Genomic DNA, 19,311 nt, shown 5'->3' on the forward strand with positions numbered 1-19,311 from the left:
GCGGCCCTGACGGCACCGGGGAACGCCCGCGCGGCACGGTGCGCGGGCTCACCATTCACGGTCGGTCATGACGCCACCCTCCTCGTGCCGCGCAGCCCGAACCAGACCGCGGCACCGAGCAGGGCGACCGCGAAGACGCCTTGCCACGCCGTGGGTTCGGCTGCCATCAGGAGGAGGTTGGCCGCGGCGAGCAGCCCGTAAACGCCGGTGAGAACCCAGCACTTTCCGTTGCCGGACATGGCGGATCTCCTCAGCGCTCGGCGTGGCCGGTGGTGCCGCTCTGCACCCGGTGGCGCGACTGCGCCGGCGGGCGGTAGCGGTAGCCGACGCCGCGCACGGACTCGATCGGCGAGCTCGCCGAGTCGTCCCAGCCGAGCTTGCGGCGCAACCGGAGCACGGTGAACTTGACCCGGTCGGCACCGATGCCGGTGGGGTCCTCCCAGGCCTCGGCGAGGAGCTTGCGGGACGACAGCGTCACCCCCGCGTTGCGGGTGAGCGTGTTCAGCAGCCGGAACTCGATCGGGGTCAGCGACACCTCGCGTTCGTCGACGTGGACGAGCCGCGCCATCGGGTCGATGCGCAACGTCCCGTCGTCGTAGACGCGTTCGGCCCACTGGGCTGGGCGGGCCCGGCGCAGCAGCGCTTCCACCCGTGCCACCAGCTCGCCGTTGGTGAACGGTTTGGTCAGGTAGTCGTCGGCGCCCGCACGCAGGCCGCGGATCTTGTCGGACTCCTGGTCGCGCGCGCTGAGCAGCAGCACCGGCACGTCGCTGAGATCACGGATGCGTTCGAGGGCGTCCAGCCCGTCCATGCCGGGGAGCCCGATGTCGAGCACGACGAGGTCCGGTTTGGACTCGAAGACAGCGCGTAGTCCCGAGCGTCCATCGCCTGCGCGCTCCACCTGGTAGTTGCTCCTGGCCAGGAGCAGCGCGACGATCCGGGCGATGTCCGGGTCATCCTCGACAACGAGCACCCGCGGCATGGTTCCTCCAGGGCGATCAACTTCTTGTCCAACGTATGTCGGCGCCAGTAAGATCACGTTCTCGTCACCCGGTCGAGTTTTGCGAATGTTCGGAGGGTGACGGTTGGGGTGAGAACCGTGGGACTGTCACGCGGGTGAGCGACATGGAAGGTGTCGCCAAGGGGTGTGTTTCAGCCGAGAGTCACGAATAGCGCCACGAAAGTGCCATAGACCATGAACGGTCCCAACGGTAGATCGCTGCGGAGGGTGACGCGTCTCGTCACCACCAGTGCCAGGCCCGTGAGTCCACACAGGACGAATGTCAGCACGGTCGCGAGCAACACGGCGGTCCACCCCATCCACCCGAGCGCCATGCCCAGCAGGCCCGCCAGCTTGACGTCGCCGAGGCCCAACTGCCCCGGTTTCATCAGCGCCAGCAGCAAGTAGTACACGACGAGCACGAGAGCCGCGAGCACCGCGTGGAACAACCGCTCGGGCGCGTTCAACGCCGCCGCGGTGAACAGGGCGGCGAGCACCGGGTAGGTGGGCAGCGTCAGCCGGTCCGGCAGGCGGTAGACCAGCAGGTCGATCGTCGCGAGTGCCACGCACACCACGGCCAGCCAGGCGAACGCGATCACCTCCGGTCGCGGTCCGGCCACCAGGGCGATCGAGCCGAGCAGTGCCGCCGTCAGCACTTCCGTTGTCCCGCAGGACAATGCGACGCGCGTGCGACACGACGGGCAGCGGCACGAGACGGTGGGGCTCAGCGGGAAACCGCAGCGGGGGCACGTCGTCCGCTCCGGCGCGTCCGCGGGAACCGACAGCCGGAAGACGGCCGCCCTGACCCAGGGGCCGGCCAGTGCTCCGGCCGTCGTCGCAAGCGCCACGGTCATCAAATACACGCCTGGGACGGTAGGTGAGGTCCACTCAGGACACCCGCCATGTCGGTCATTCGTACTACAAGCCGTCGTTCGCATCGGGTGATCACCGAAAACATGTGGCCGATCACCCGCTGTCCCGCCTGGTCGCGTCTCCCGCACAGTGGTCGTCGTCGGCGGCGCGAAGCCGCCCCCACACCAACAGGGAGAACGAAATGCTCGCACTCTACGTTTACGTGCAGACCTGGATCAGCGACCGCCTGGATCGCGATCGCGGCGCCACGGCGGTCGAGTACGGCCTCATGGTCGCGCTGATCGCTGTCGCCGTGATCGGCATCGTGGCGGTGCTCGGCAAGCAGCTGGGCGCCATGTTCACCGAGGTGAACGACAAGCTGCCCACCGTCTCCGCCACCCCGTGAGGGTGTCGTGGGTCCGCGGTCAGGGGCCGATCGTCTCGTATCGGCCCCTGCGGACCGGGGAGCCGCGGTGGTCGAGTTCGCGCTCGTGCTGCCGCTGTTGCTGCTACTCGTGTGCGGGATCGTCGACCTCGGCCGGGCGCTGCACGCACAGGTCGTGCTGACCCAGGCGGCGCGTGAGGGCGCCAGGCTGGTGGCCCTCGGTCAGACGGACGCGGTCCCCAGGACGCTGTCGGCCGCGGCGCCGGTGTCGCCCGTGCAGATCGCTGTGACGGCCTGTCCGGCGAACCTCTCGACGGCCGACGCCATCGTCACCGTCCAGCACCAGTTCAAGTTCGTCACACCCGTCGGTGCGTTCGCCGGATCGCTCGGCGCTCCGATCACGCTCACCGGAAGGGGAGTCATGCGATGCCTCGGCTGATGGCGCGGTTGCGGCATGACGCCGACCGCGGCGCGATCACCGCTCTGGTCGCCATCCTGTTCGGCGGCGGGGTGCTGCTCGGCACGGGCGCCCTCGTCGTCGACGTCGGGCGGCTCTACTCGGAGCGGGCCCAGCTGCAGAACGCCGCCGACGCCGCCGCGCTGGCGGTGGCACAGGCGTGTGCGAAGGGCGCCACCGGCTGCGGGACGAGCACCGCTGTCACGTACGCGAACAACAACTCGAACGACAATGCGTCCTCAGTGGACGTCGTGTGCGGCAGCGACACCCGCCACCTGCTCCTCACCTGCCCCGCGGGCGGCGCGCCGGGATGCACGACCGCGCGCCCGTCCAGCGGGAACTTCGTCGAGGTGCGCACGAGCACCCGGCAGCCGAACGGAAAAACGCTGCTGCCGCCCTCCTTCGCGCAGGCGATCGTCGGCGCGGCCCGCTCGGGACTCCGCGTGGCCGCCTGCTCCCGCGTGGGGTGGGGCGGTCCGGCCGCGGCGTACGGGTTCGGCATGACGCTCTCGATGTGCGAGTGGCAGAGCGCGACCGCCGGCGGTACGTCGTTCGCGCCGAGTTCGTCCGTGCCCGCGTCGTATGAGCGTGTACTGAAGCTGCACACCACCTCGGGCACGACGTGCCCGCTCGGTCCGTCCGGCTGGATCCTGCCGGGCGGGTTCGGCTGGCTCGCCGCCGCCAACGGCAAATGCGAGACCAAGGTGGACGCGAACGGCGACTACCTCGGCGACACCGGCGTGAGCGGATCGACGGCGTGCAAGGACGAGCTGACCAAGGCCAGGAACGACAAACGGGTCCTGCTGGTGCCGGTGTACGACGGCGCGGGCGGTGCCGGCCACGAGGGCCGGTTTCACCTGAAGGGCTTCGCCTCCTTCGTCGTGACCGGCTACTACCTGCCCGGCCTGAAGGTGGAGTCCTGGTTGACGACCAAGAACCTGTGCAAGGGCGACGACAAGTGCGTCTACGGCTACTTCACGGCCGCCTTGTTGCCCGCCGACGCCGTCCTCGGCGGTCCGGAGATGGGTGCCACGGCCGTGCGGGTCGTCGGGTGACCGAGGGAGGGGAGTCATGAAACGCCGCATGCTGACCATCGGTCTCACGCTGCTCCTCGCGGCGGTGGGCACGGTTTCGGTGCTGCTCTACGTCCGCAACGCGGACGCGCGGGCACTGGAGGGCAAACGCGCCGTGTCCGTCGTGGTCGCCGACCAGCGGGTGCCCGCCGGGACGACCGCGAGCGGCGCACAGCAGACCGGCCTGCTGCGGCTGGACAAGATGCCCGCCGAGAGCGTGCCCCAGAACGCACTGACCCAGATCGACGCCGAGCTGGCGAAGCTGGTGGCGACCGCCGACATCCAGCCCGGCCAACTGGTCCTGAAGTCCATGTTCGGCGAACCGAAGTCCGCCGGGGCCGGCCTGCCGATCCCGGACGGCCAGGTCGCGGTCACCGTCGAGCTCGGCGTTCCGCAGCGGGTGGCCGGCTTCGTCAAGGCCGGGTCGAAGATCGCGGTGTTCGACACCTACACCGCGGTCGACGACAAGTCCCGTACCCCGTCCGGTGCCGGTCAGGCCGCGGCCCTGCAGGTCACCCGGCTGCTGCTGCCGAAGCTCGAGGTCCTGGCGATCGGCGAGCCGACGGCCTCCGGTGAGAAGTCGTCAGGCGGTGGAGGGGGCAGCGCCCTGGTCACCGTCGCCGCGACCCAGGCCGAGGCCGAACGCCTCATCCAGCGCTCGCAGTTCGGCACGCTGCACCTGGTGCTGCTCACCGACAACTCGCAGGTCACGAGCGGCCTCGGCACCGACAGCAAGACCGTCTTCGACCCCGTGAAATAGAAGTGGAAAGACCATGCCCATCCTGTGCACCAAACTGATTCAGGCGATCCCGCCGGTGTCGCGGGCGATCGGCGGCGAAGTGTCCCTTGTGGACGAACTGACCTCCGTCGAGCACCTGCTCGCCTCGGATCCGCTCGAGACGCTCGTCGTCGTCGGCCCGGACGTCGACCTCGACGAGGCGCTGGCCTTCACCGCGGCCCAGCGGCTCGCCCGCCCCGCCCTCGGCGTCGTCCTGCTGCGCGACGCCTTCGAGGTCAAGGTGCTCGCCCTCGCCATCCGTGCGGGCGTCCGTGAGGTCGTCCCGGTGAGCGATCTGGATCTGATCGCCGAGGCCTGCACGCGGTCGCTGGAGCTGTCCAAGGCGACGCCGGCCGGCCTGAACCTCCCGATCCAGCAGGGGGTGGAGGGAAAGGTCGCCGTGGTCTTCGCGACCAAGGGCGGTTGCGGGAAGACCACGACCGCCACGAACCTCGCCGTCGCGTTGCACGCGGGCGGCGCCAGCCGGGTCTGCCTGGTCGACCTCGATCTCGCGTTCGGCGACGTGGCCATCTCGTTGCAGCTGACGCCGGCCCGCACGCTGGTCGACGCGCTGGCGATGGACGGCGGCCTCGACGAGACCGGCGTGTCCGGGTTGCTGACCCGCTACCGGCCGGGCCTCGACTGCGTGCTCGCGCCCGTGGAACCCGGTGACTCCGAGCAGATCCCGGCGTCGCTCATCACGGACCTGATCCTGGTGCTGCGCCGCATGTTCGACTACGTCGTCGTCGACACGCCACCGCAGTTCAACGAGCACGTGCTGGCGGTGCTGGACGAGGCGGACCACCACGTGCTGCTCACCACGCCGGACGTGCCGACGCTGAAGAACCTGCGGCTGACCCTGGACATGCTCGACATGCTGTCCTACCCGCGGGACCGGCGCAGCATCGTGCTGAACCGCGAGGACCCGCGGGTCGGGCTCACCGTGGCGGACGTGGAGAGCGTCGCGCGGACCAACGTCACCGCGCGGATCCCGGCCAGCCTGGCCGTCCCGGCGTCCATCAACCGCGGCGTGCCGATCACCATCGAGTCGCCCGACCACGCCGTCAGCGTGGCGATCAAGGAGATCGCCACCCGGACGATCGTGGGCGCCAAGCACGAGCCGCCCGCGAGCAAGCGCGGGTTCCTCGGGTTGCGCAGGAGGTCCGGATGACCAGGCTGAGCGACCGGTTGGTGCAGCGCACCGCCACCGTGCCGACCGTGGAGGACGCCGCCCCGCAGGCCGCCCCGGTGGCCGAACCGCGGCGGCACAACGACCACTTCGGCGCGGTCAAACGCCGCGTGCACGGGGCGTTGCTCGACACGCTGGGCCCCAAGCTGCACGACGAACGCCTGGACGAACACGAGCTCGAACAGCGCGTCCGCACCACCCTGCAGACGGTGCTGGAGCACGACGAGACCCCCATGACGCTCGCCGACCGCGGCAGGCTGGCGGTCGAGGTCGCCGACGAGATCCTGGGCCACGGCCCGCTGGAACCGTTGCTGCGCGACCCCGACATCAGCGAGATCATGGTCAACGGACCGGACCAGATCTACGTGGAGCGCAAGGGAAAGCTCCAGGTGGTGGACGCCACCTTCAGCGACGAGGTGCACCTGCGCCGCATCATCGACAAGATCGTGTCGCGGGTGGGCCGGCGGGTGGACGAGGCCAGCCCCATGGTGGACGCGCGCCTGCCGGACGGCAGCCGCGTCAACGCCGTGGTCCCGCCGATCGCGCTCGACGGCTCGTCGCTCACGATCCGGAAGTTCTCGACGGACCCGTTGCAGGTCGAGGACCTCATCCGGTTCGGCACGATCAGCCCGGCGGTGGCCGAACTGCTGTCGGCGTGCGTGCGCGGCCGGCTCAACATCCTGGTCAGCGGCGGCACCGGCTCGGGTAAGACGACGACGCTCAACGTGCTGTCGTCGTTCATCCCGGCCGACGAGCGGATTGTCACCATCGAGGACGCCGCCGAGCTGCAGCTGCGCCAGGACCACGTGCTGCGCATGGAGTCCCGGCCGTCCAACGTGGAGGGTCGTGGTGCGGTCAGCATCCGCGAGCTGGTGCGCAACTCGCTGCGGATGCGGCCCGACCGGATCGTCGTCGGCGAGGTCCGCGACGGCGCGGCGCTGGACATGTTGCAGGCCATGAACACCGGCCACGACGGGTCGTTGACCACCGCCCACGCCAACACGCCACGCGACGCGCTGGCCCGGTTGGAGACCATGGTGCTGATGGCGGGCGTCGATCTGCCCAGCCGGGCGATCCGCGAGCAGGTCAACTCGGCGCTCGACCTGATCATCCAGCAGGCGCGGCTGAAGGACGGCTCCCGTCGCATCACCCACATCACCGAGGTCATCGGGATGGAGGGCGACGTGATCACGTTGCAGGACCTGTTCGTCTTCGACTACGCGGCGGGTGTGGACGAGAACGGCCGGTTCCGCGGCTCACTGCGCTCGACCGGGCTGCGCCCGACGTTCGCGGACCGGCTCGCGGACCACGGCATCACGTTGCCCGCCGGGCTGTTCTCGTCGGCGAGGTGACGTGATGATCCTGCGTGCGCTGCTGGCGGCCTCCCTGGCACTGGCCGCTTCGGAACCCTCCGCCGAGCTCACCGATGTGCGGACCGAGGAGGGCAAGCTGTATGCCACCCTCGTCGGCCACGACCTGGTGACGCCGTTGGACCCGAGCAGTGTGCGCGTGGAGCTCGATCGCGGGTCCGTGCCCGCGACGGCCAAGACCATCGGCGAGCCCGAGCCGCCCGGTGCGGCCCTCGTCGTGGTGGACGCCACCGGCACCATGGCCGGAGCGTCGATCGACCGGGCTCGCGCGGTCGTCGCCGGCTATCTCGCCGCGCTGCCCGCGGATGTTCAGGCCGGTCTCGTGACCTTCGCAGGCACAGCCGCGGTGACCGTTCCGCTCACGCTCGACCGGCAGCGCGTCGGCGCCGCGCTCGCGCAGGTCCGGCCGGACGGCACCAGTGCGCTCAACGACGCGGTGCTGCTGGCCGCGCGCACCATCGCCGCCGTGCCGGGGCCGCGCAGGCTCCTCGTGTTGTCCGACGGTGAGGACGCGGGCAGCGTCGAGGCGGCCGACGACGTCGCGCGGCACCTGACGGCGGCGGGCGTCAACGCCGATGTCGTGGCGCTGGACCTGGCGGAAGGGGCAGCCGCGGCCGGCCGGGACCAGATCGCACGGGCCAGTGGGGGACAGGTGCTCGCGGCAGGAGATGCCGCCGCCATCGCTGCCGGATCGTTTGTACGACCAGCGGTCCGGCAGCTCGCGGTGACCGCCGAGGTACCCGACCGCCTGGCGGGCTGGGACGTGCGCGTGACCGTCCGGGCGTCCGCCGGCGGACAGCAACTCGCCGTCGAGAACGCCACCGTGCACCTCGCGGGCCATCGCGGCGAGGTGGTGCCCAGGACGCCGTCCTGGCTGCTTTTCGTGGTACTGGGTGTGGTATTCACCGTCCTCCTCGGAATGGCGTGGATGCTGTTCGGCCGCCGCGGGTTCGCCCTGCGCGCGCGGCCGCAACGGTTGACCGAAGTGCTGCGCTACCGCCTGGGCGAAGAGGAGGTGGCGGGACGGAAACCGCTGGCGATGCGGTCGCTGCTGACGTTGAGCGAACGCTTCGTGAACCGGCCCGGTATGCGGGAACGGATCGAGCTCGACCTCGACCTGGCGGGTATCCGGCTGCGGCCCGCGGAGTGGCTCCTGCTGCGGGCGGGCCTCGCCGTCGTGATCGGCGTGGTGTTCGGCGCGGTCACCGGAGCGATGATCATCTGCGGACCGCTCGGGACGCTGCTCGGCTGGTTCGGCACGCGGTTGTTCCTGAAGGTGCGCGTCGGGATGCGCCGCGCGGCGTTCGGCAACCAGCTTCCGGACACCCTGCAGCTCGTCGCGAGCGCGTTGCGGTCCGGGTTCTCGCTGCCGCAGGCGCTCGGCAGCGTGGTGCGGGAGGGCACCCAGCCCATCGCGGGCGAGTTCGCGCGCGCCCTCGCGAAGACCAGGCTCGGCATGTCCATTGAGGACGCACTGGACGCGGCCGCCGAGCGGATGAAGTGCCAGGACCTCTCGTGGGTCGTCATGGCGATTCGCATCCAGCGCGAGGTCGGCGGAAACCTCGCCGAACTGCTGCTGACGACCGTGCACACCATGCGGGAGCGAGCCGCCATGCGCCGGCAGGTCAAGGCGCTCACCGCGGAGGGCAGGCTGTCGGCGTACATCCTGATCGGGTTGCCGGTGGGCCTCGGCCTCTGGATGTTCATCAGCCGCCGCGACTACATCGAGCCGCTCTACACCCGGCCGCTGGGCTGGGTACTGCTCGGCATCGCGTCGATCTGCATCACCGTGGGCTGGTTCTGGATGAGCCGGTTGATCAAGGTGGAGGTCTGAGATGCTCCTGCTCGTGGTGGGGCTTTCCGCCGTCGGCTCGGCGCTGGTGCTCGTGGGACTCCAGTTCGCCTCGCACAAGACCGTCCTGTCCCGGCGGCTCGCCCACATCCAGGCCACCTACGGTCGTGGTGCGACGCGAGCCGACGCGGGGGACGAGGGCGAGCTGCCGCCGTTGCTGGACCGGTTGCGCGCGCTGGCCGACCGGCTCTCGCCGGGCGAGACGATGGCGTCGCTGGAGCGCAGGCTCGACCTGGCGGGCAACCCGGCGCGCTGGACCCCGGAACGGGTGCTCGCGTACAAGGGCGCCGGTCTGTTCGTGCTGGCGTCGATCGGCGTCCTGTACGGGCTGGGCTCCGTGCTGACGGTCCTCGGGTACGCACTGGCCGGCGCCGCGGCGGGGTTCTTCGTGCCGGACCTGCTGCTGTACAACGCCGCCACCAAGCGGCAGGCGGAGATCGCCAAGGGGCTCGCGGACGTGCTCGACATGCTCACCGTGTGCGTCGAGGCGGGACTGGGCTTCGACGCGGCCGTCTCCCAGGTGGCCCGCAACACCTCGGGGCCGCTGGCGGAGGAGTTCGCCCGGATGCTGCAGGAGATGCAGCTGGGCAAGTCCAGGGTGGAGGCGCTGCGGGCGCTGGCGGCCCGCACGACCGTCAACGAGGTGCACACGTTCGCGTCCTCGCTGGTGCAGGCGTCCGAGCTGGGCATCCCCACCGCGCGCGTACTGCGTGAGCAGGCGGGCGAGATGCGCGTGAAGCGCCGTCAGACGGCCGAGGAGAAGGCGCAGAAGGTACCGGTCAAAATCCTGTTTCCGCTGCTCATGTGCATCTTCCCGGCGTTGTTCATCATCATCATCGGACCGGGAGGCATCGCCATCTACGACACGTTCACCAATCGCTGATCGCAACCGTTCGGCAACCGTTCCCGACCCGTTCCCGCACCGCGCGTGCTGCTTCATGGAGTCGTACAACGCCACTTGTAAGGGGACGGACATGGCGATTCGACTCGTGATTGTGGACGGACAGCCTCTCGCCCGGTTCGGGCTCGCGCAGCTCCTCCAAGCCGAGTCCGACATCGACATCGTCGGTGAGGCCGACACCGCGGCCGGCGCCGTCGAACTGATCGCTCGTACGCGGCCCGACGTGGTGAGCGTCGACGTGACGCTGCCCGACGGCAACGGCCTGACCCTGGCTCGTGAGCTGCGGGACCGCTGGCAGGAGCTCGGCATCGTGGTGCTCACCTCCAACGGCGAGGACGACGTGCTGTTCCGCGCCATGGAGACGGGCGTCTCCGCGTTCGTGCCGAAGACCTCGGCGCTGACCGAGATCGTCGGCTCCATCAGGCACGCCGCCGTCGCCGCCTCCTCGTTCACCGCCACCGGGCTGGCCGACGCGTTCACCCGCATGCGGGACGCACGGGCGCGCTCGCCGCTCAGCCCGCGCGAGGCCGAAGTGCTGCGACTGTTGCAGGACGGGCTTTCCGTGCCCGCCGTGGCGCGGACGTTGCACATGAGCACGTCGACGGCGAAGACGTATGTGGCGCGGCTGTACGAGAAGCTGGGCGCGTCGAGCCGGGCCCAGGCGTTGATGAACGCGTTGGATCGAGGACTGATCGGCCTGCGCAGCGCGTGACGCGATCGTCAATATGCGGTATTCGCCGCGCTGCCAACGATTTCACCGTGCCAGCATCGCGGCGACGCGCAACAGCCCGGAGGTGACTCGTGGTCGTGAAGGTGCTCGTGATCGAGGACGACCAGGACATCCTCGGCCTGCTCGAATGCCACCTGCGCGGCATGGGGCTCGACGTCGCGCTGGCCCGCAGCGGGGAACAGGGGCTGGAGCTGGCCAGGGCCGACCTGCCTGACGTGGTGGTCGTCGACATCGTGCTGCCGGGCAAGGACGGCCGCTGGGTCATCCGTGAGCTGCGGTCCGACCCGAGAACCAAGCACTGCCAGATAGTCGTCACGTCGATGCTCGACGCCGACGACATCGGTGTCGGCGACGTGGACGCGTTGCTGCTCAAGCCGTTCGACCGAGCCGCCGTGCGGGCGGCGCTGAAGGACGTCTCATGACCGTTGTCGTCGTGGCGGAGGATGACGCCGACATCCGCGACCTGCTGGTGTTCAAGCTGACGCAGGGCGGGTTCGACGTCACCGCCGTCGGTGACGGGTCCTCCGCGCTGTCGGCGATCGCGGACGTCGAGCCCGACCTGGTCATCCTCGACGTGATGATGCCCGGTGTGTCCGGCCTCGAGGTGTGCCGGCGGTTGCGCTCCGATCCGTCCACTGAGGACCTTCCGGTGGTGATGCTGACCGCACGGGCGCGAGAGGACGACATCGAGACCGGATTCGGTGTCGGGGCCGACGACTATCTGACGAAGCCGTTCAGCCCCAACGAGTTGATCCACCGCGTCCACACCCTCCTGTCCCGCTTCGAGCCATGAACACCACCGGTTCGGGGCAGACGTTCCGGCAGATGCTGCTCCTCACGTTCGGGCCGCTGGTGGTCCTGGTGCTCGTGCTGCTGGCACTCGGGATCAGCGCCATCTCGGCGGCCGCCGAGCCGGTCGAGCAGCTCGTGTCCCGCGTCCAGCCGCTGCAACGCGCGAACGCGGACCTGCGCGCGACCATGCTGGACAGCTCCCGCGGCCTGCGGGGCTTCACCTACAGCGGCGACGTGGCGTTCCGGGAGGCCTACGACCGCGGCCGCCAGAGCTATTCCCGCTCGCGGGACGAGGTGGCCCGGCTCGCGTCGAGCGGTGAGGAGCAACAGGCGGCGAGCCGGTTGCGCGATCTGACCGACCGGTGGTTCGCGCTGACCGCGCCGATCCGCGAGACCCGGCCGGGACCGGAGGAGACGGCCAAGGTGCTGTCGTACGGGTCCGAGGTGCTGGAGGAGTTCCTCAACGCCAGCACGGAGTTCGAGGACAACCTCGACGTCACGAGCGCCTCGCTGCGGGAGACCAGTGCGGCGAGCCGCGGGCAGGCGCAGCTCGTGCTGCTCACCTGCGCCGTGGTCGCGGTGCTCATCGCGACCACGAGCTTCGTCGGCACCGTGCGCAGGCTCGGCGACTCGTTCAGCGGGCTGCGCGACACGGTGACGAGGTGGGCGGCGGGTGACCGGGACGCACGCGTGCCGGAGGACGGGCTGACCGAGATGCGGGAGGTGGCCCGGTCGATCAACGCGCTCGTCGAGGAGGCCGCCCGCCTGCACGACGTGGAACTGGAGCGCGAGCGCCACCGGGACGTCGCGGCGAACATCGGCGTGCTGATCCGCGAGCACCTGGAGGTGTCGGAGGTCATCCGGATCGCCACCGCCGAGATCGGCACGCACTTCGGAGCCGGCCGCGTCCTGGTGTTGCTCGCCCAGGACGACACCGACGCCGAGTGCGCCGAGCCGGAGTGGTGCGCGCCGGGCCTCGAGCGGCTCGAAGAGATCCGAGTGCCGATCGCGCCGCTGCGCGCGTGGTACGCCGAGCACGTTTCCCAGGTGACGCAGGCGAAGGAACTGGGTCTGCCGGCCGAACTGGGCGAGGTGCTCGTCGTCCCCTTCGGACGCGGCGAGGTCGTGCTCGGTGCGCTCGTCCTCGTCCGTCCCGACAACGCTTGGCGGCAGGTCGAGGTGGACGCCCTCGAAGCGATCGCGGCGGACCTCGCGCGAGGTGTCGACCAGGCCCGGTTGTACCAGGAGCAGCAGGCACTCGTTCGCGAGCTGCGCGCGTTGGACCGCAGCAAGAGCGAGTTCGTCTCCAACGTCTCCCACGAGCTGCGTACCCCCATGACGAGCATCGCGGGCTACGTCGAGATGTTGCGCGACGGCGACGGTGGCCGGATGAACGCCCACCAGCGCAGGATGCTGGAAGTCGTGCACCGCAACGCGATCCGGCTGCGCAAGCTCATCGAGGAACTGCTGCTGCTCGCCAAACTCGAGTCCGGCTCGATCTCGATGGCGGAGGAGACCGTGGACGTCGGCTCGCTCCTCGAGGGGGTCGTCGACACGCTGTGGCCCGCCGCGCAGGTGGGCGGAGTCCGGCTCGACCGTGAGCACAACGGCGAACTCGTGGTGATCGGAGACCCCGGTCACCTCGACCGCGCGTTGACCAACCTCGTGTCCAACGCCGTCAAGTTCACGCCCGCGGGCGGCGAGGTGCACGTGAGCTCCCGCCGGTGCGGTGACGACTGGGTCGAGGTGGAGGTGACCGACACGGGCATCGGTATCCCGAAGACCGAGCAGGAGGCCATGTTCACCCGGTTCCACCGCGCCACCAACGCCACCCAGAAGGCCATTCCCGGTTCGGGGCTGGGGCTCGCCATCGTGCAACAGATCGTGCAGCGCCACGGCGGTCAGGTCGCGCTGGTGTCGGCGGAGGGTTCGGGCACGAAGGCGACGGTGCGCCTGCCGGCGGCCAGGACGGGAGAGTCCGGATGAACCTGCTGCAGGATGTCGTCCTCGCGGAGGGCCAGTTCGGTTCCGTCGCACTGATGGCGGCCGCGCTCGGCCGGGTGCCGATCTCCGGGGTGGCGCTCCTGCGGGACGGCGTGCTGCGGCTGCGGGACGTGGTCGGGATGCCGCCGCTGCAGCAGGCCGAGCTGCTGCCGTTGTGCCGGCAGACCGTCGAGGCCGACGACATGGTCGTGTTCGCGCAGGTGCGGCGGTCCAAGGGACGAGTGGTCCACTACTTCGCGGGCATCCCGATCCGCTCGGACGACCGGCGGCCGGTCGGCGTCGTGTTCATCGCCGCCCACGACGCCAGGCACCTGGAGTCGTTCGTCCACGACGCGTTGTGGGTGCTGGGGCATCAGATCGAACGGGAACTGCAGGCGCAGCGCGCGCAGCGGGACGCCGGACTGCTGAAGCGGGTCGCGGCGTCGGCACACCAGGCGACCGACGTGCGCACGATGCTCGGCGACTGCCTCAACGAGCTCTGTGCGCACCTCAGGTGGCCGCTCGGGCACGTGTATCTCAGCGATGGTGAGAAGCTGGTGCCGTCCGGGCTGTGGCACGGCGCGGAAGATCCCCGGTTCGCCCGGCTGCGCGACATCACGGAGTCGGCGCCCATCCCGGTGGGCACCGGTCTGCCCGGCGAGGTGGCGGCGACGTCGCGTCCGAAGTGGATGGACTGCCTCGGCCTGCCGGAGATCGGGATCAGCAGTGCCTTCGCGTTTCCCGTGTGTGTGGACGACTCCGTGATCGCGGTGGTCGAGCTCTTCCACGACGAGTACCGGCCGCCGAGCCCGCGGTTGCTCGACCTGGCGAGCGCGCTCGGCGGTGAGCTCGGTCGTGCGGCGGGGTGGATCGCGTTGCGGGACACCGAACGCCGCCTGCGCGAGATCGTCGACGCCACACCGGACGCGTTCGCGGCGGTGGACGGCGAAGGCGCGGTCACCGAGTGGAACGCCGCGGCGGAGCGGATGTTCGGCTGGTCGCGCGGCGAGATCCTGGGCCGGTCGCTGACCGGGACCATCGGGATCACCGCATCGGCGGGCGTCAGCACGGCGGTCCGGGCGAACGGGCAGGAGTTTCCGGTCGAACTGGAGGTGCGGCCGTGTGGTGAGGGCACGGTCCTCCGCGCGCACGGCGAGCCGGGGACGCGGAACTTCATCGCCGCCATGGCCCACGAGCTGCGCACCCCGCTGACCTCCGTGGCCGGGTACATGGAGCTGCTGGTGGACGAGGAGCTGACCACCGAGCAGCGCGAGATGGCGTTGATCGTGCAGCGGAACACCCAGCGGGTGCAGCGGCTGGTCGAGGACGTCGTGACGGTGGGCAAGATCGACGCGCGCGAGCTGCGGCTCACCCCCGAGCCCGCCGATCTCGGCCCGCTCGTGGCCGGCGCGGTGGGGGACGCGGAACCGGTGGCGGTCCGCAAGGCGATCAACCTCGTCAGCCAGATCGGTCCGGATCCGGTGCCCGTGCTGGCCGACCCCGACCAGCTCGGACGCGCGCTGCGACACCTGCTGGACAACGCGATCGAGCTCACCCCGCCCGCCGGCGCGGTCGCGATCCGCGTGCGGCGCGTGGGTGACGAGGCGCGGATCACGCTGGCGGACACCGGGGTCGGCCTGACCGACGAGGAGCTGCCGATGCTGTTCACCCGGTTCTTCCGCCCCTCGCTCGCGCTCGGAACCGATGCGCGGAGCACCGGGCTCGGGCTGGTCATCGCGAAGCACGTGGTCGAGCTGCACCGCGGCCGGGTGACCGCGAGGTCGCGGGCGGGGCAGGGCACGATGATCACTGTCGTGCTGCCGATTGTCACGCAACCGTAGGACAACCGGTCACGAACGGGCCGCGCTACCGGCCCGGCCGAACCTTGTGCACGTCGGGGAAACGATGTGCATGAGGGAGAACGAAGTTGAACACAGCTCGGTTGGTGGCGGCGGTCGGCGCCACGATGATCGGCCTGGCCGGTACCGCGCACGCTGCCACCACTGAGGGGCAGATCCGCGAGGTGCCCGGAGCTGAAGTCGTTGCGGGCCGCTACATCGCGGTCTTCAAGAACGACGGGAACGCGGCGGACGTCGCGGGGCGGTTCGGTGGCCGCGTCCGGGCGGCCTGGTCGTCCGCGCTGAACGGCTTCTCGGTCGAGATGAGCGAGGGGCAGGCGCGCAGGCTCGCCGCCGACCCGCGCATCGCGTACGTCGAGCCGGTCACCATGGTGCGTGCCTCGGACACGCAGCCGGGCGCGACCTGGGGCCTGGACCGGATCGACCAGCGCGCTCTTCCGCTGGACGGTTCTTACACCTACGGCATGACCGCGAGCACCGTCACCGCGTACATCCTGGACACCGGAATCCGCACCTCGCACACCCAGTTCGGCGGCCGGGCGAGCGTCGGGTTCGACGCGGTGGGCGACGGGTACAACGGCCAGGACTGCCACGGCCACGGCACGCACGTGGCGGGCACGGTCGGTGGCACCACGTACGGCGTGGCGAAGCAGGTGAGGCTCGTCGCGGTGCGCGTGCTGAACTGCCAGGGTTCGGGCACCAGTGACCAGATCGTCAACGGCATCAACTGGGTCACGCAGAACGCGGTGAAGCCGGCCGTGGTGAACATGAGCCTCGGCGGTGGCGTGAACTCCACCATCGACCAGGCGGTGCGCAACTCCGTCGCGTCGGGCATCACCTACGCGGTCGCCGCGGGCAACTCCAACACGGACGCCTGCACCTCGTCGCCCGCCAGGGTGGCCGAGGCGATCACGGTCGGCGCGACGGACAAGACCGACGTCCGGGCGTCCTTCTCGAACTACGGCAGCTGCCTGGACCTCTACGCGCCCGGTGTGTCGATCACGTCGTCCACGTTCACGAGCGACACCTCGACGGGCCTCATGAGCGGCACGTCGATGGCCTCCCCGCACGTGGCGGGCGCGGCGGCGCTGTACCTGGCCGCGAACCCGGCGGCGACGCCGCAGCAGGTCCGCGACGCGCTCGTCGCCGCAACCACTCCGGTCGCGGCGGGCAACCTGCTCTACACCGGTACGACGGCTCCGGCGGTCACCTTCGCCAACGCGACGGACATGCCGATCCCCGGTCGTGGCACGGCGACGAGTTCCATCACCGTCAGCGGTGTGGCGGGCAACGCGCCCGCGACGCTGCGGGTCGGCGTCGACATCAAGCACACCGCCCGCGGTGACCTGGTGCTCGACCTGATCGCGCCGGACGGCAGCGCCTACCGCCTGAAGAACGCCTCGCTGTCCGACTCGACGGACAACCTCGTCGCGACCTACTCGGTCAACGCGTCGAGCGAGCTCGCGAGCGGCACGTGGAAGCTCCGCGTGCAGGACGTGTACCACTCCAACCAGAGCGGCTACCTGGACTCCTGGCAGCTGACTTTCTGATCCGCGGCAACCGTTCTGCACCCGTCGAGGTCCCGGTGTTCTCACCGGGACCTCGCACTGTTTCTCCATGGCAACGGTCACAGCACTGGTGGAGAGCCACCTTTCGTTGGTGCGAAGGGAAGTCCGGTCGCTCGCGCGCCGGCTCCCGGCGCACGTGGACCGCGACGACCTCGAGTCGGCGGGTATGACGGCACTGGTCGCGTGCGCCCGGTCCTACCGGGGCAACGGGTCGTTCGTGCAGGTCGCCACTGTGCGCGTCCGTGGCGCGCTGCTCGACGAGCTGCGCAGGCTCGACTGGGCCAGCCGCTCGGTGCGGGTCCGGGCACGCGAGCTGGAGTCCACCGAGGACGACCTCACCGCGACCCTCGGCCGCGCACCCACCGCCACCGAGGTCGCGCACGCCCTGGGCGTCGGAGTCCGGGAAGTCGCCGCGCGCGTCGACGACGTGCGGCGGGCGGCGACGTTCAGCCTGCAGGCCGTCGCCGCGGAGCTGGTCGTCCACGAACCCTCGCCCGGACCGGAGGACCAGCTGTTGCTGCGCGAGCGGATCGGTTACCTGCGTGACGCGATCGCGGCGCTGCCCGGACAGCTGCGCACCGTTGTCGTGCGCTACTTCCTGGAGGAGCGCCCGATGGCCGAGATCGCGGCCGAGCTCGGTGTGACCGAGTCCCGCGTGTCCCATGTCCGCGCCGAGGCTTTGGTGTTGCTCCGCGACGGAATCAACGCCCAGCTCGACCGGGACCTGCTCGCCGAAACCCGGTCCGGCCGAGCGGGCCGCAAGCGGGCGGCTTATTTCGCCGCGATCGCCGCCCGCGGCAGTCTGCGCACCCGCCTCGCCGCCTGAACAACTGCAAGGGTGCCCCTAACGGCACTCCCTCCTCGCCGCCTGAGGAAACCGTTATGGCCACCTTTACGGACCTCAAGTCCGTAAAGGTGGCCATAACGGCATTCCGGTCACGCGGCTGGAGCGAGGACGACCACGGAGTTGTGACCGCCCATCCCGAGCGACGACTTCACGATGATCCCGTCGGCGAACGGCGTGGGCCCGTCCAGCAGCCGCGGGTGCGCCGCCGCGACGATCGGCGACGCGGGCACCAGTCCGCGCGCGTTGCCCAAGGCGGCCGCGGCCACCTCGATCGCCGAAGCCGCGCCCTGGCAGTGCGCGGTGAGCGGCTTCACCGAGTAGATCTCCGTGTGCGGCGAGAAAAGCTGCTCCACCACGGCGGCCTCCGCCCGGTCGCACTGCTGCGTACCGGGACCGTGTGCGTTCAGGTATCGCACGGACGCGGCGTCCACCCCGGCGTTCGCTAGTGCATCCTGGAAACAACCGAGCACCTGTGTCAGCTGCGGGTCGATCGACGTCACGTGGTGCGCGTCGTGGGACATTGCTCCGCCGAGCAGGTTCAGGTACGGGTCCGCGCACCGCCGCGACAACACCATCGCGACCGACGCCTCGCCGACGGTGAACCCGCGGCTGCCCTCCTGGAACGGACGGCACGCGTCCAGCGGATCGGCGTCCGTGATGGCGACACCGAGCCGGACGAAGTGCCCCACGTTCTCCGGCGTCGCCGAGAGGTCGGTGGCGACGAGCACCACGTCGTCCACGACGCCCGCGTCGATCCACGCCTTCGCGGTGATCAACGCGGCGTTCCCGGAGGCGCACATCGCCGAGACGTTCATCGCCGGGCCGTGGAATCCGTACTCCTGCATGAGCGTCGACATCGGCGTCGACGGCATCAACCCGAGGAACTCCCGCACCGGCACCCGCATGTCCCGTGCGGTGTAGAAGTCCCGCCAGAGGTCGACCTCGCCGAGCACGACGGCGTGCAGCAGCCCGACCCGGCGGCCGGGACGCCAGCCGCGCGCGCCGGCGTCGGTGATCGCCTCGCGGGCGGCGGCCCGCATCGCCCGCGCGAACCGGCTGGGTCCGTCCTCGGGGTCGCCGCCGTCCGGCACGAGCGCGACCCACGCCTCGTGTTCGCCGTAACCTCCCACGAGCTGGGCCGCCGGTTTGCCGCCGACCAGCCCGTCCCACAACGGCTCCCGGCCCCAGCCGTAGCCGCTCACCACTCCGATTCCACTGATGCCGATCATGTCCGTTCTCCCTTCCTCACCTCCTCTTTGCGGAACCGGGGGCGGGGGCCTGCGGAATGTCGTGGGGCGGGCTCGTGTTGCGGTCGAACGAGCGCAGCCAGTCCCGCACGGTCGTCTCGGGCAACCCCATGCTCAGCGCGATCCGCCGATACCCCTTGCCACGGGCGTGCGCCGCGATCGCCTCCGCCACGACCGGTGCCGCGTACGCCCGGCGCGCGAGCATCCACTCGGGCAGCAGGACGTGGGTCCGGTGGCACTTCACGCATCTCGTCCGATGTGGACGCACCTTCAGATCCCCGGCGTCACCGAGCCGGACGACGCGTTCGCGGGCCATTCCCCACGGCCGCAGCGCTCCCCGGCACGCCGGGCAGCGGAGGCGGCCGTTGTCGAGGTCTAAGGCGGTTCCCGTCACCACGCCCCATTCTCGTCAGGTATACGGCGAACCT

General features: G+C 70.4%; 20 protein-coding genes. 15 read left to right on the top strand and 5 right to left on the bottom strand.

The genetic code is table 11. From position 1 onward, the window contains the following. Positions 1–65: 65 nt before the first annotated feature. From QSK35_RS11330 to QSK35_RS11340, 3 genes are all read right to left on the bottom strand, one after another. Positions 66–239 carry a hypothetical protein gene (locus QSK35_RS11330; protein ID WP_285745019.1) on the bottom strand — a complete coding sequence of 58 codons (174 nt, stop codon included), beginning with the start codon at positions 237–239 and terminating at the stop codon, positions 66–68. A gap of 11 nt (positions 240–250) precedes the next feature. Continuing rightward, the gene (locus QSK35_RS11335; protein ID WP_285745021.1) at positions 251–982 is read right to left on the bottom strand and encodes a response regulator transcription factor; all 732 of its coding nucleotides are present in this window, start codon (positions 980–982) and stop codon (positions 251–253) included. Positions 983–1,152: 170 nt separating this feature from the next. Next, on the bottom strand, positions 1,153–1,854 hold the full coding sequence (locus QSK35_RS11340; RefSeq protein ID WP_285745297.1) for a prepilin peptidase: 702 nt from the start codon (positions 1,852–1,854) through the stop codon (positions 1,153–1,155). A 200-nt stretch (positions 1,855–2,054) separates the two neighbouring features. Between QSK35_RS11340 and QSK35_RS11345 the strand changes: the two genes are divergently transcribed. The 15 genes from QSK35_RS11345 (at position 2,055) to QSK35_RS11415 (ending at position 17,615) form a co-directional block, all read left to right on the top strand. Beyond that, positions 2,055–2,258: a Flp family type IVb pilin gene (locus QSK35_RS11345; RefSeq protein ID WP_285745023.1), complete on the top strand. Its 204-nt coding sequence runs from the start codon at positions 2,055–2,057 to the stop codon at positions 2,256–2,258. 67 nt (positions 2,259–2,325) lie between these two features. Further along, complete coding sequence (locus tag QSK35_RS11350; RefSeq protein WP_285745025.1) at positions 2,326–2,676, top strand: TadE/TadG family type IV pilus assembly protein; 351 nt, start codon at positions 2,326–2,328, stop codon at positions 2,674–2,676. Continuing rightward, positions 2,664–3,749: a pilus assembly protein TadG-related protein gene (locus tag QSK35_RS11355; RefSeq protein ID WP_285745027.1), complete on the top strand. Its 1,086-nt coding sequence runs from the start codon at positions 2,664–2,666 to the stop codon at positions 3,747–3,749. The genes QSK35_RS11350 and QSK35_RS11355 overlap by 13 nt, the downstream gene beginning before the upstream one ends. 16 nt (positions 3,750–3,765) lie before the next feature. Then, on the top strand, positions 3,766–4,527 hold the full coding sequence (gene cpaB / locus QSK35_RS11360; protein WP_285745029.1) for a Flp pilus assembly protein CpaB: 762 nt from the start codon (positions 3,766–3,768) through the stop codon (positions 4,525–4,527). 13 nt (positions 4,528–4,540) lie between these two features. Beyond that, entirely contained in the window at positions 4,541–5,716 is a 1,176-nt protein-coding gene (locus QSK35_RS11365; RefSeq protein WP_285745030.1) for a CpaE/TadZ family protein, read from the top strand. Beyond that, complete coding sequence (locus QSK35_RS11370) at positions 5,713–7,086, top strand: TadA family conjugal transfer-associated ATPase (protein ID WP_285745032.1); 1,374 nt, start codon at positions 5,713–5,715, stop codon at positions 7,084–7,086. The genes QSK35_RS11365 and QSK35_RS11370 overlap by 4 nt, the downstream gene beginning before the upstream one ends. 4 nt (positions 7,087–7,090) lie before the next feature. Beyond that, entirely contained in the window at positions 7,091–8,938 is a 1,848-nt protein-coding gene (locus tag QSK35_RS11375) for a type II secretion system F family protein (protein ID WP_285745035.1), read from the top strand. Between the two features lies 1 nt (position 8,939). Beyond that, positions 8,940–9,839, top strand: a complete 900-nt coding sequence (locus QSK35_RS11380; RefSeq protein ID WP_285745037.1) for a type II secretion system F family protein — start codon at positions 8,940–8,942, stop codon at positions 9,837–9,839. Positions 9,840–9,930: 91 nt separating this feature from the next. Next, positions 9,931–10,569 (top strand): response regulator transcription factor, encoded by a 639-nt coding sequence (locus tag QSK35_RS11385; RefSeq protein WP_285745039.1) that lies wholly within the window; start codon positions 9,931–9,933, stop codon positions 10,567–10,569. A gap of 95 nt (positions 10,570–10,664) precedes the next feature. After that, on the top strand, positions 10,665–11,009 hold the full coding sequence (locus QSK35_RS11390) for a response regulator (RefSeq protein ID WP_285745041.1): 345 nt from the start codon (positions 10,665–10,667) through the stop codon (positions 11,007–11,009). Next, the gene (locus QSK35_RS11395) at positions 11,006–11,380 is read left to right on the top strand and encodes a response regulator transcription factor (protein WP_285745042.1); all 375 of its coding nucleotides are present in this window, start codon (positions 11,006–11,008) and stop codon (positions 11,378–11,380) included. The genes QSK35_RS11390 and QSK35_RS11395 overlap by 4 nt, the downstream gene beginning before the upstream one ends. Then, positions 11,377–13,365 (top strand): ATP-binding protein, encoded by a 1,989-nt coding sequence (locus tag QSK35_RS11400; protein WP_285745044.1) that lies wholly within the window; start codon positions 11,377–11,379, stop codon positions 13,363–13,365. The genes QSK35_RS11395 and QSK35_RS11400 overlap by 4 nt, the downstream gene beginning before the upstream one ends. Next, a complete protein-coding gene (locus tag QSK35_RS11405) occupies positions 13,362–15,203 on the top strand; it encodes an ATP-binding protein (RefSeq protein WP_285745046.1) in 1,842 nt (613 codons plus the stop codon). The genes QSK35_RS11400 and QSK35_RS11405 overlap by 4 nt, the downstream gene beginning before the upstream one ends. Positions 15,204–15,328: 125 nt before the next feature. Next, a complete protein-coding gene (locus QSK35_RS11410; RefSeq protein WP_502881642.1) occupies positions 15,329–16,771 on the top strand; it encodes a S8 family serine peptidase in 1,443 nt (480 codons plus the stop codon). Between the two features lie 67 nt (positions 16,772–16,838). Then, complete coding sequence (locus QSK35_RS11415; protein ID WP_285745051.1) at positions 16,839–17,615, top strand: sigma-70 family RNA polymerase sigma factor; 777 nt, start codon at positions 16,839–16,841, stop codon at positions 17,613–17,615. A gap of 110 nt (positions 17,616–17,725) precedes the next feature. Here QSK35_RS11415 and QSK35_RS11420 read toward each other — a convergent pair whose 3' ends face one another. Continuing rightward, positions 17,726–18,865, bottom strand: a complete 1,140-nt coding sequence (locus QSK35_RS11420; RefSeq protein ID WP_285745053.1) for a beta-ketoacyl synthase N-terminal-like domain-containing protein — start codon at positions 18,863–18,865, stop codon at positions 17,726–17,728. 16 nt (positions 18,866–18,881) lie between these two features. Then, positions 18,882–19,277, bottom strand: coding sequence for a DUF6431 domain-containing protein (locus tag QSK35_RS11425; protein WP_285745055.1), 396 nt, complete (start codon positions 19,275–19,277; stop codon positions 18,882–18,884). Between the last annotated feature and the right edge of the window lie 34 nt (positions 19,278–19,311).

The sequence above is a fragment of the Lentzea sp. NBRC 105346 genome (genome assembly GCF_030269605.1).
Taxonomy (GTDB): domain Bacteria; phylum Actinomycetota; class Actinomycetes; order Mycobacteriales; family Pseudonocardiaceae; genus Lentzea.

Bases quoted from the DNA above. Each gene is read 5' to 3' on its own strand.
- QSK35_RS11380 (WP_285745037.1), top strand. From the start codon at position 8,940: ATGCTCCTGCTCGTGGTGGGGCTTTCCGCCGTCGGCTCGGCGCTGGTG.
- QSK35_RS11340 (WP_285745297.1), bottom strand. From the start codon at position 1,854: ATGACCGTGGCGCTTGCGACGACGGCCGGAGCACTGGCCGGCCCCTGG.
- QSK35_RS11400 (WP_285745044.1), top strand. From the start codon at position 11,377: ATGAACACCACCGGTTCGGGGCAGACGTTCCGGCAGATGCTGCTCCTC.
- QSK35_RS11370 (WP_285745032.1), top strand. From the start codon at position 5,713: ATGACCAGGCTGAGCGACCGGTTGGTGCAGCGCACCGCCACCGTGCCG.
- QSK35_RS11410 (WP_502881642.1), top strand. From the start codon at position 15,329: ATGATCGGCCTGGCCGGTACCGCGCACGCTGCCACCACTGAGGGGCAG.
- QSK35_RS11395 (WP_285745042.1), top strand. From the start codon at position 11,006: ATGACCGTTGTCGTCGTGGCGGAGGATGACGCCGACATCCGCGACCTG.
- cpaB (WP_285745029.1), top strand. From the start codon at position 3,766: ATGAAACGCCGCATGCTGACCATCGGTCTCACGCTGCTCCTCGCGGCG.
- QSK35_RS11335 (WP_285745021.1), bottom strand. From the start codon at position 982: ATGCCGCGGGTGCTCGTTGTCGAGGATGACCCGGACATCGCCCGGATC.
- QSK35_RS11330 (WP_285745019.1), bottom strand. From the start codon at position 239: ATGTCCGGCAACGGAAAGTGCTGGGTTCTCACCGGCGTTTACGGGCTG.
- QSK35_RS11420 (WP_285745053.1), bottom strand. From the start codon at position 18,865: ATGATCGGCATCAGTGGAATCGGAGTGGTGAGCGGCTACGGCTGGGGC.
- QSK35_RS11375 (WP_285745035.1), top strand. From the start codon at position 7,091: ATGATCCTGCGTGCGCTGCTGGCGGCCTCCCTGGCACTGGCCGCTTCG.
- QSK35_RS11405 (WP_285745046.1), top strand. From the start codon at position 13,362: ATGAACCTGCTGCAGGATGTCGTCCTCGCGGAGGGCCAGTTCGGTTCC.
- QSK35_RS11345 (WP_285745023.1), top strand. From the start codon at position 2,055: ATGCTCGCACTCTACGTTTACGTGCAGACCTGGATCAGCGACCGCCTG.
- QSK35_RS11415 (WP_285745051.1), top strand. From the start codon at position 16,839: ATGGCAACGGTCACAGCACTGGTGGAGAGCCACCTTTCGTTGGTGCGA.
- QSK35_RS11385 (WP_285745039.1), top strand. From the start codon at position 9,931: ATGGCGATTCGACTCGTGATTGTGGACGGACAGCCTCTCGCCCGGTTC.
- QSK35_RS11365 (WP_285745030.1), top strand. From the start codon at position 4,541: ATGCCCATCCTGTGCACCAAACTGATTCAGGCGATCCCGCCGGTGTCG.
- QSK35_RS11355 (WP_285745027.1), top strand. From the start codon at position 2,664: ATGCCTCGGCTGATGGCGCGGTTGCGGCATGACGCCGACCGCGGCGCG.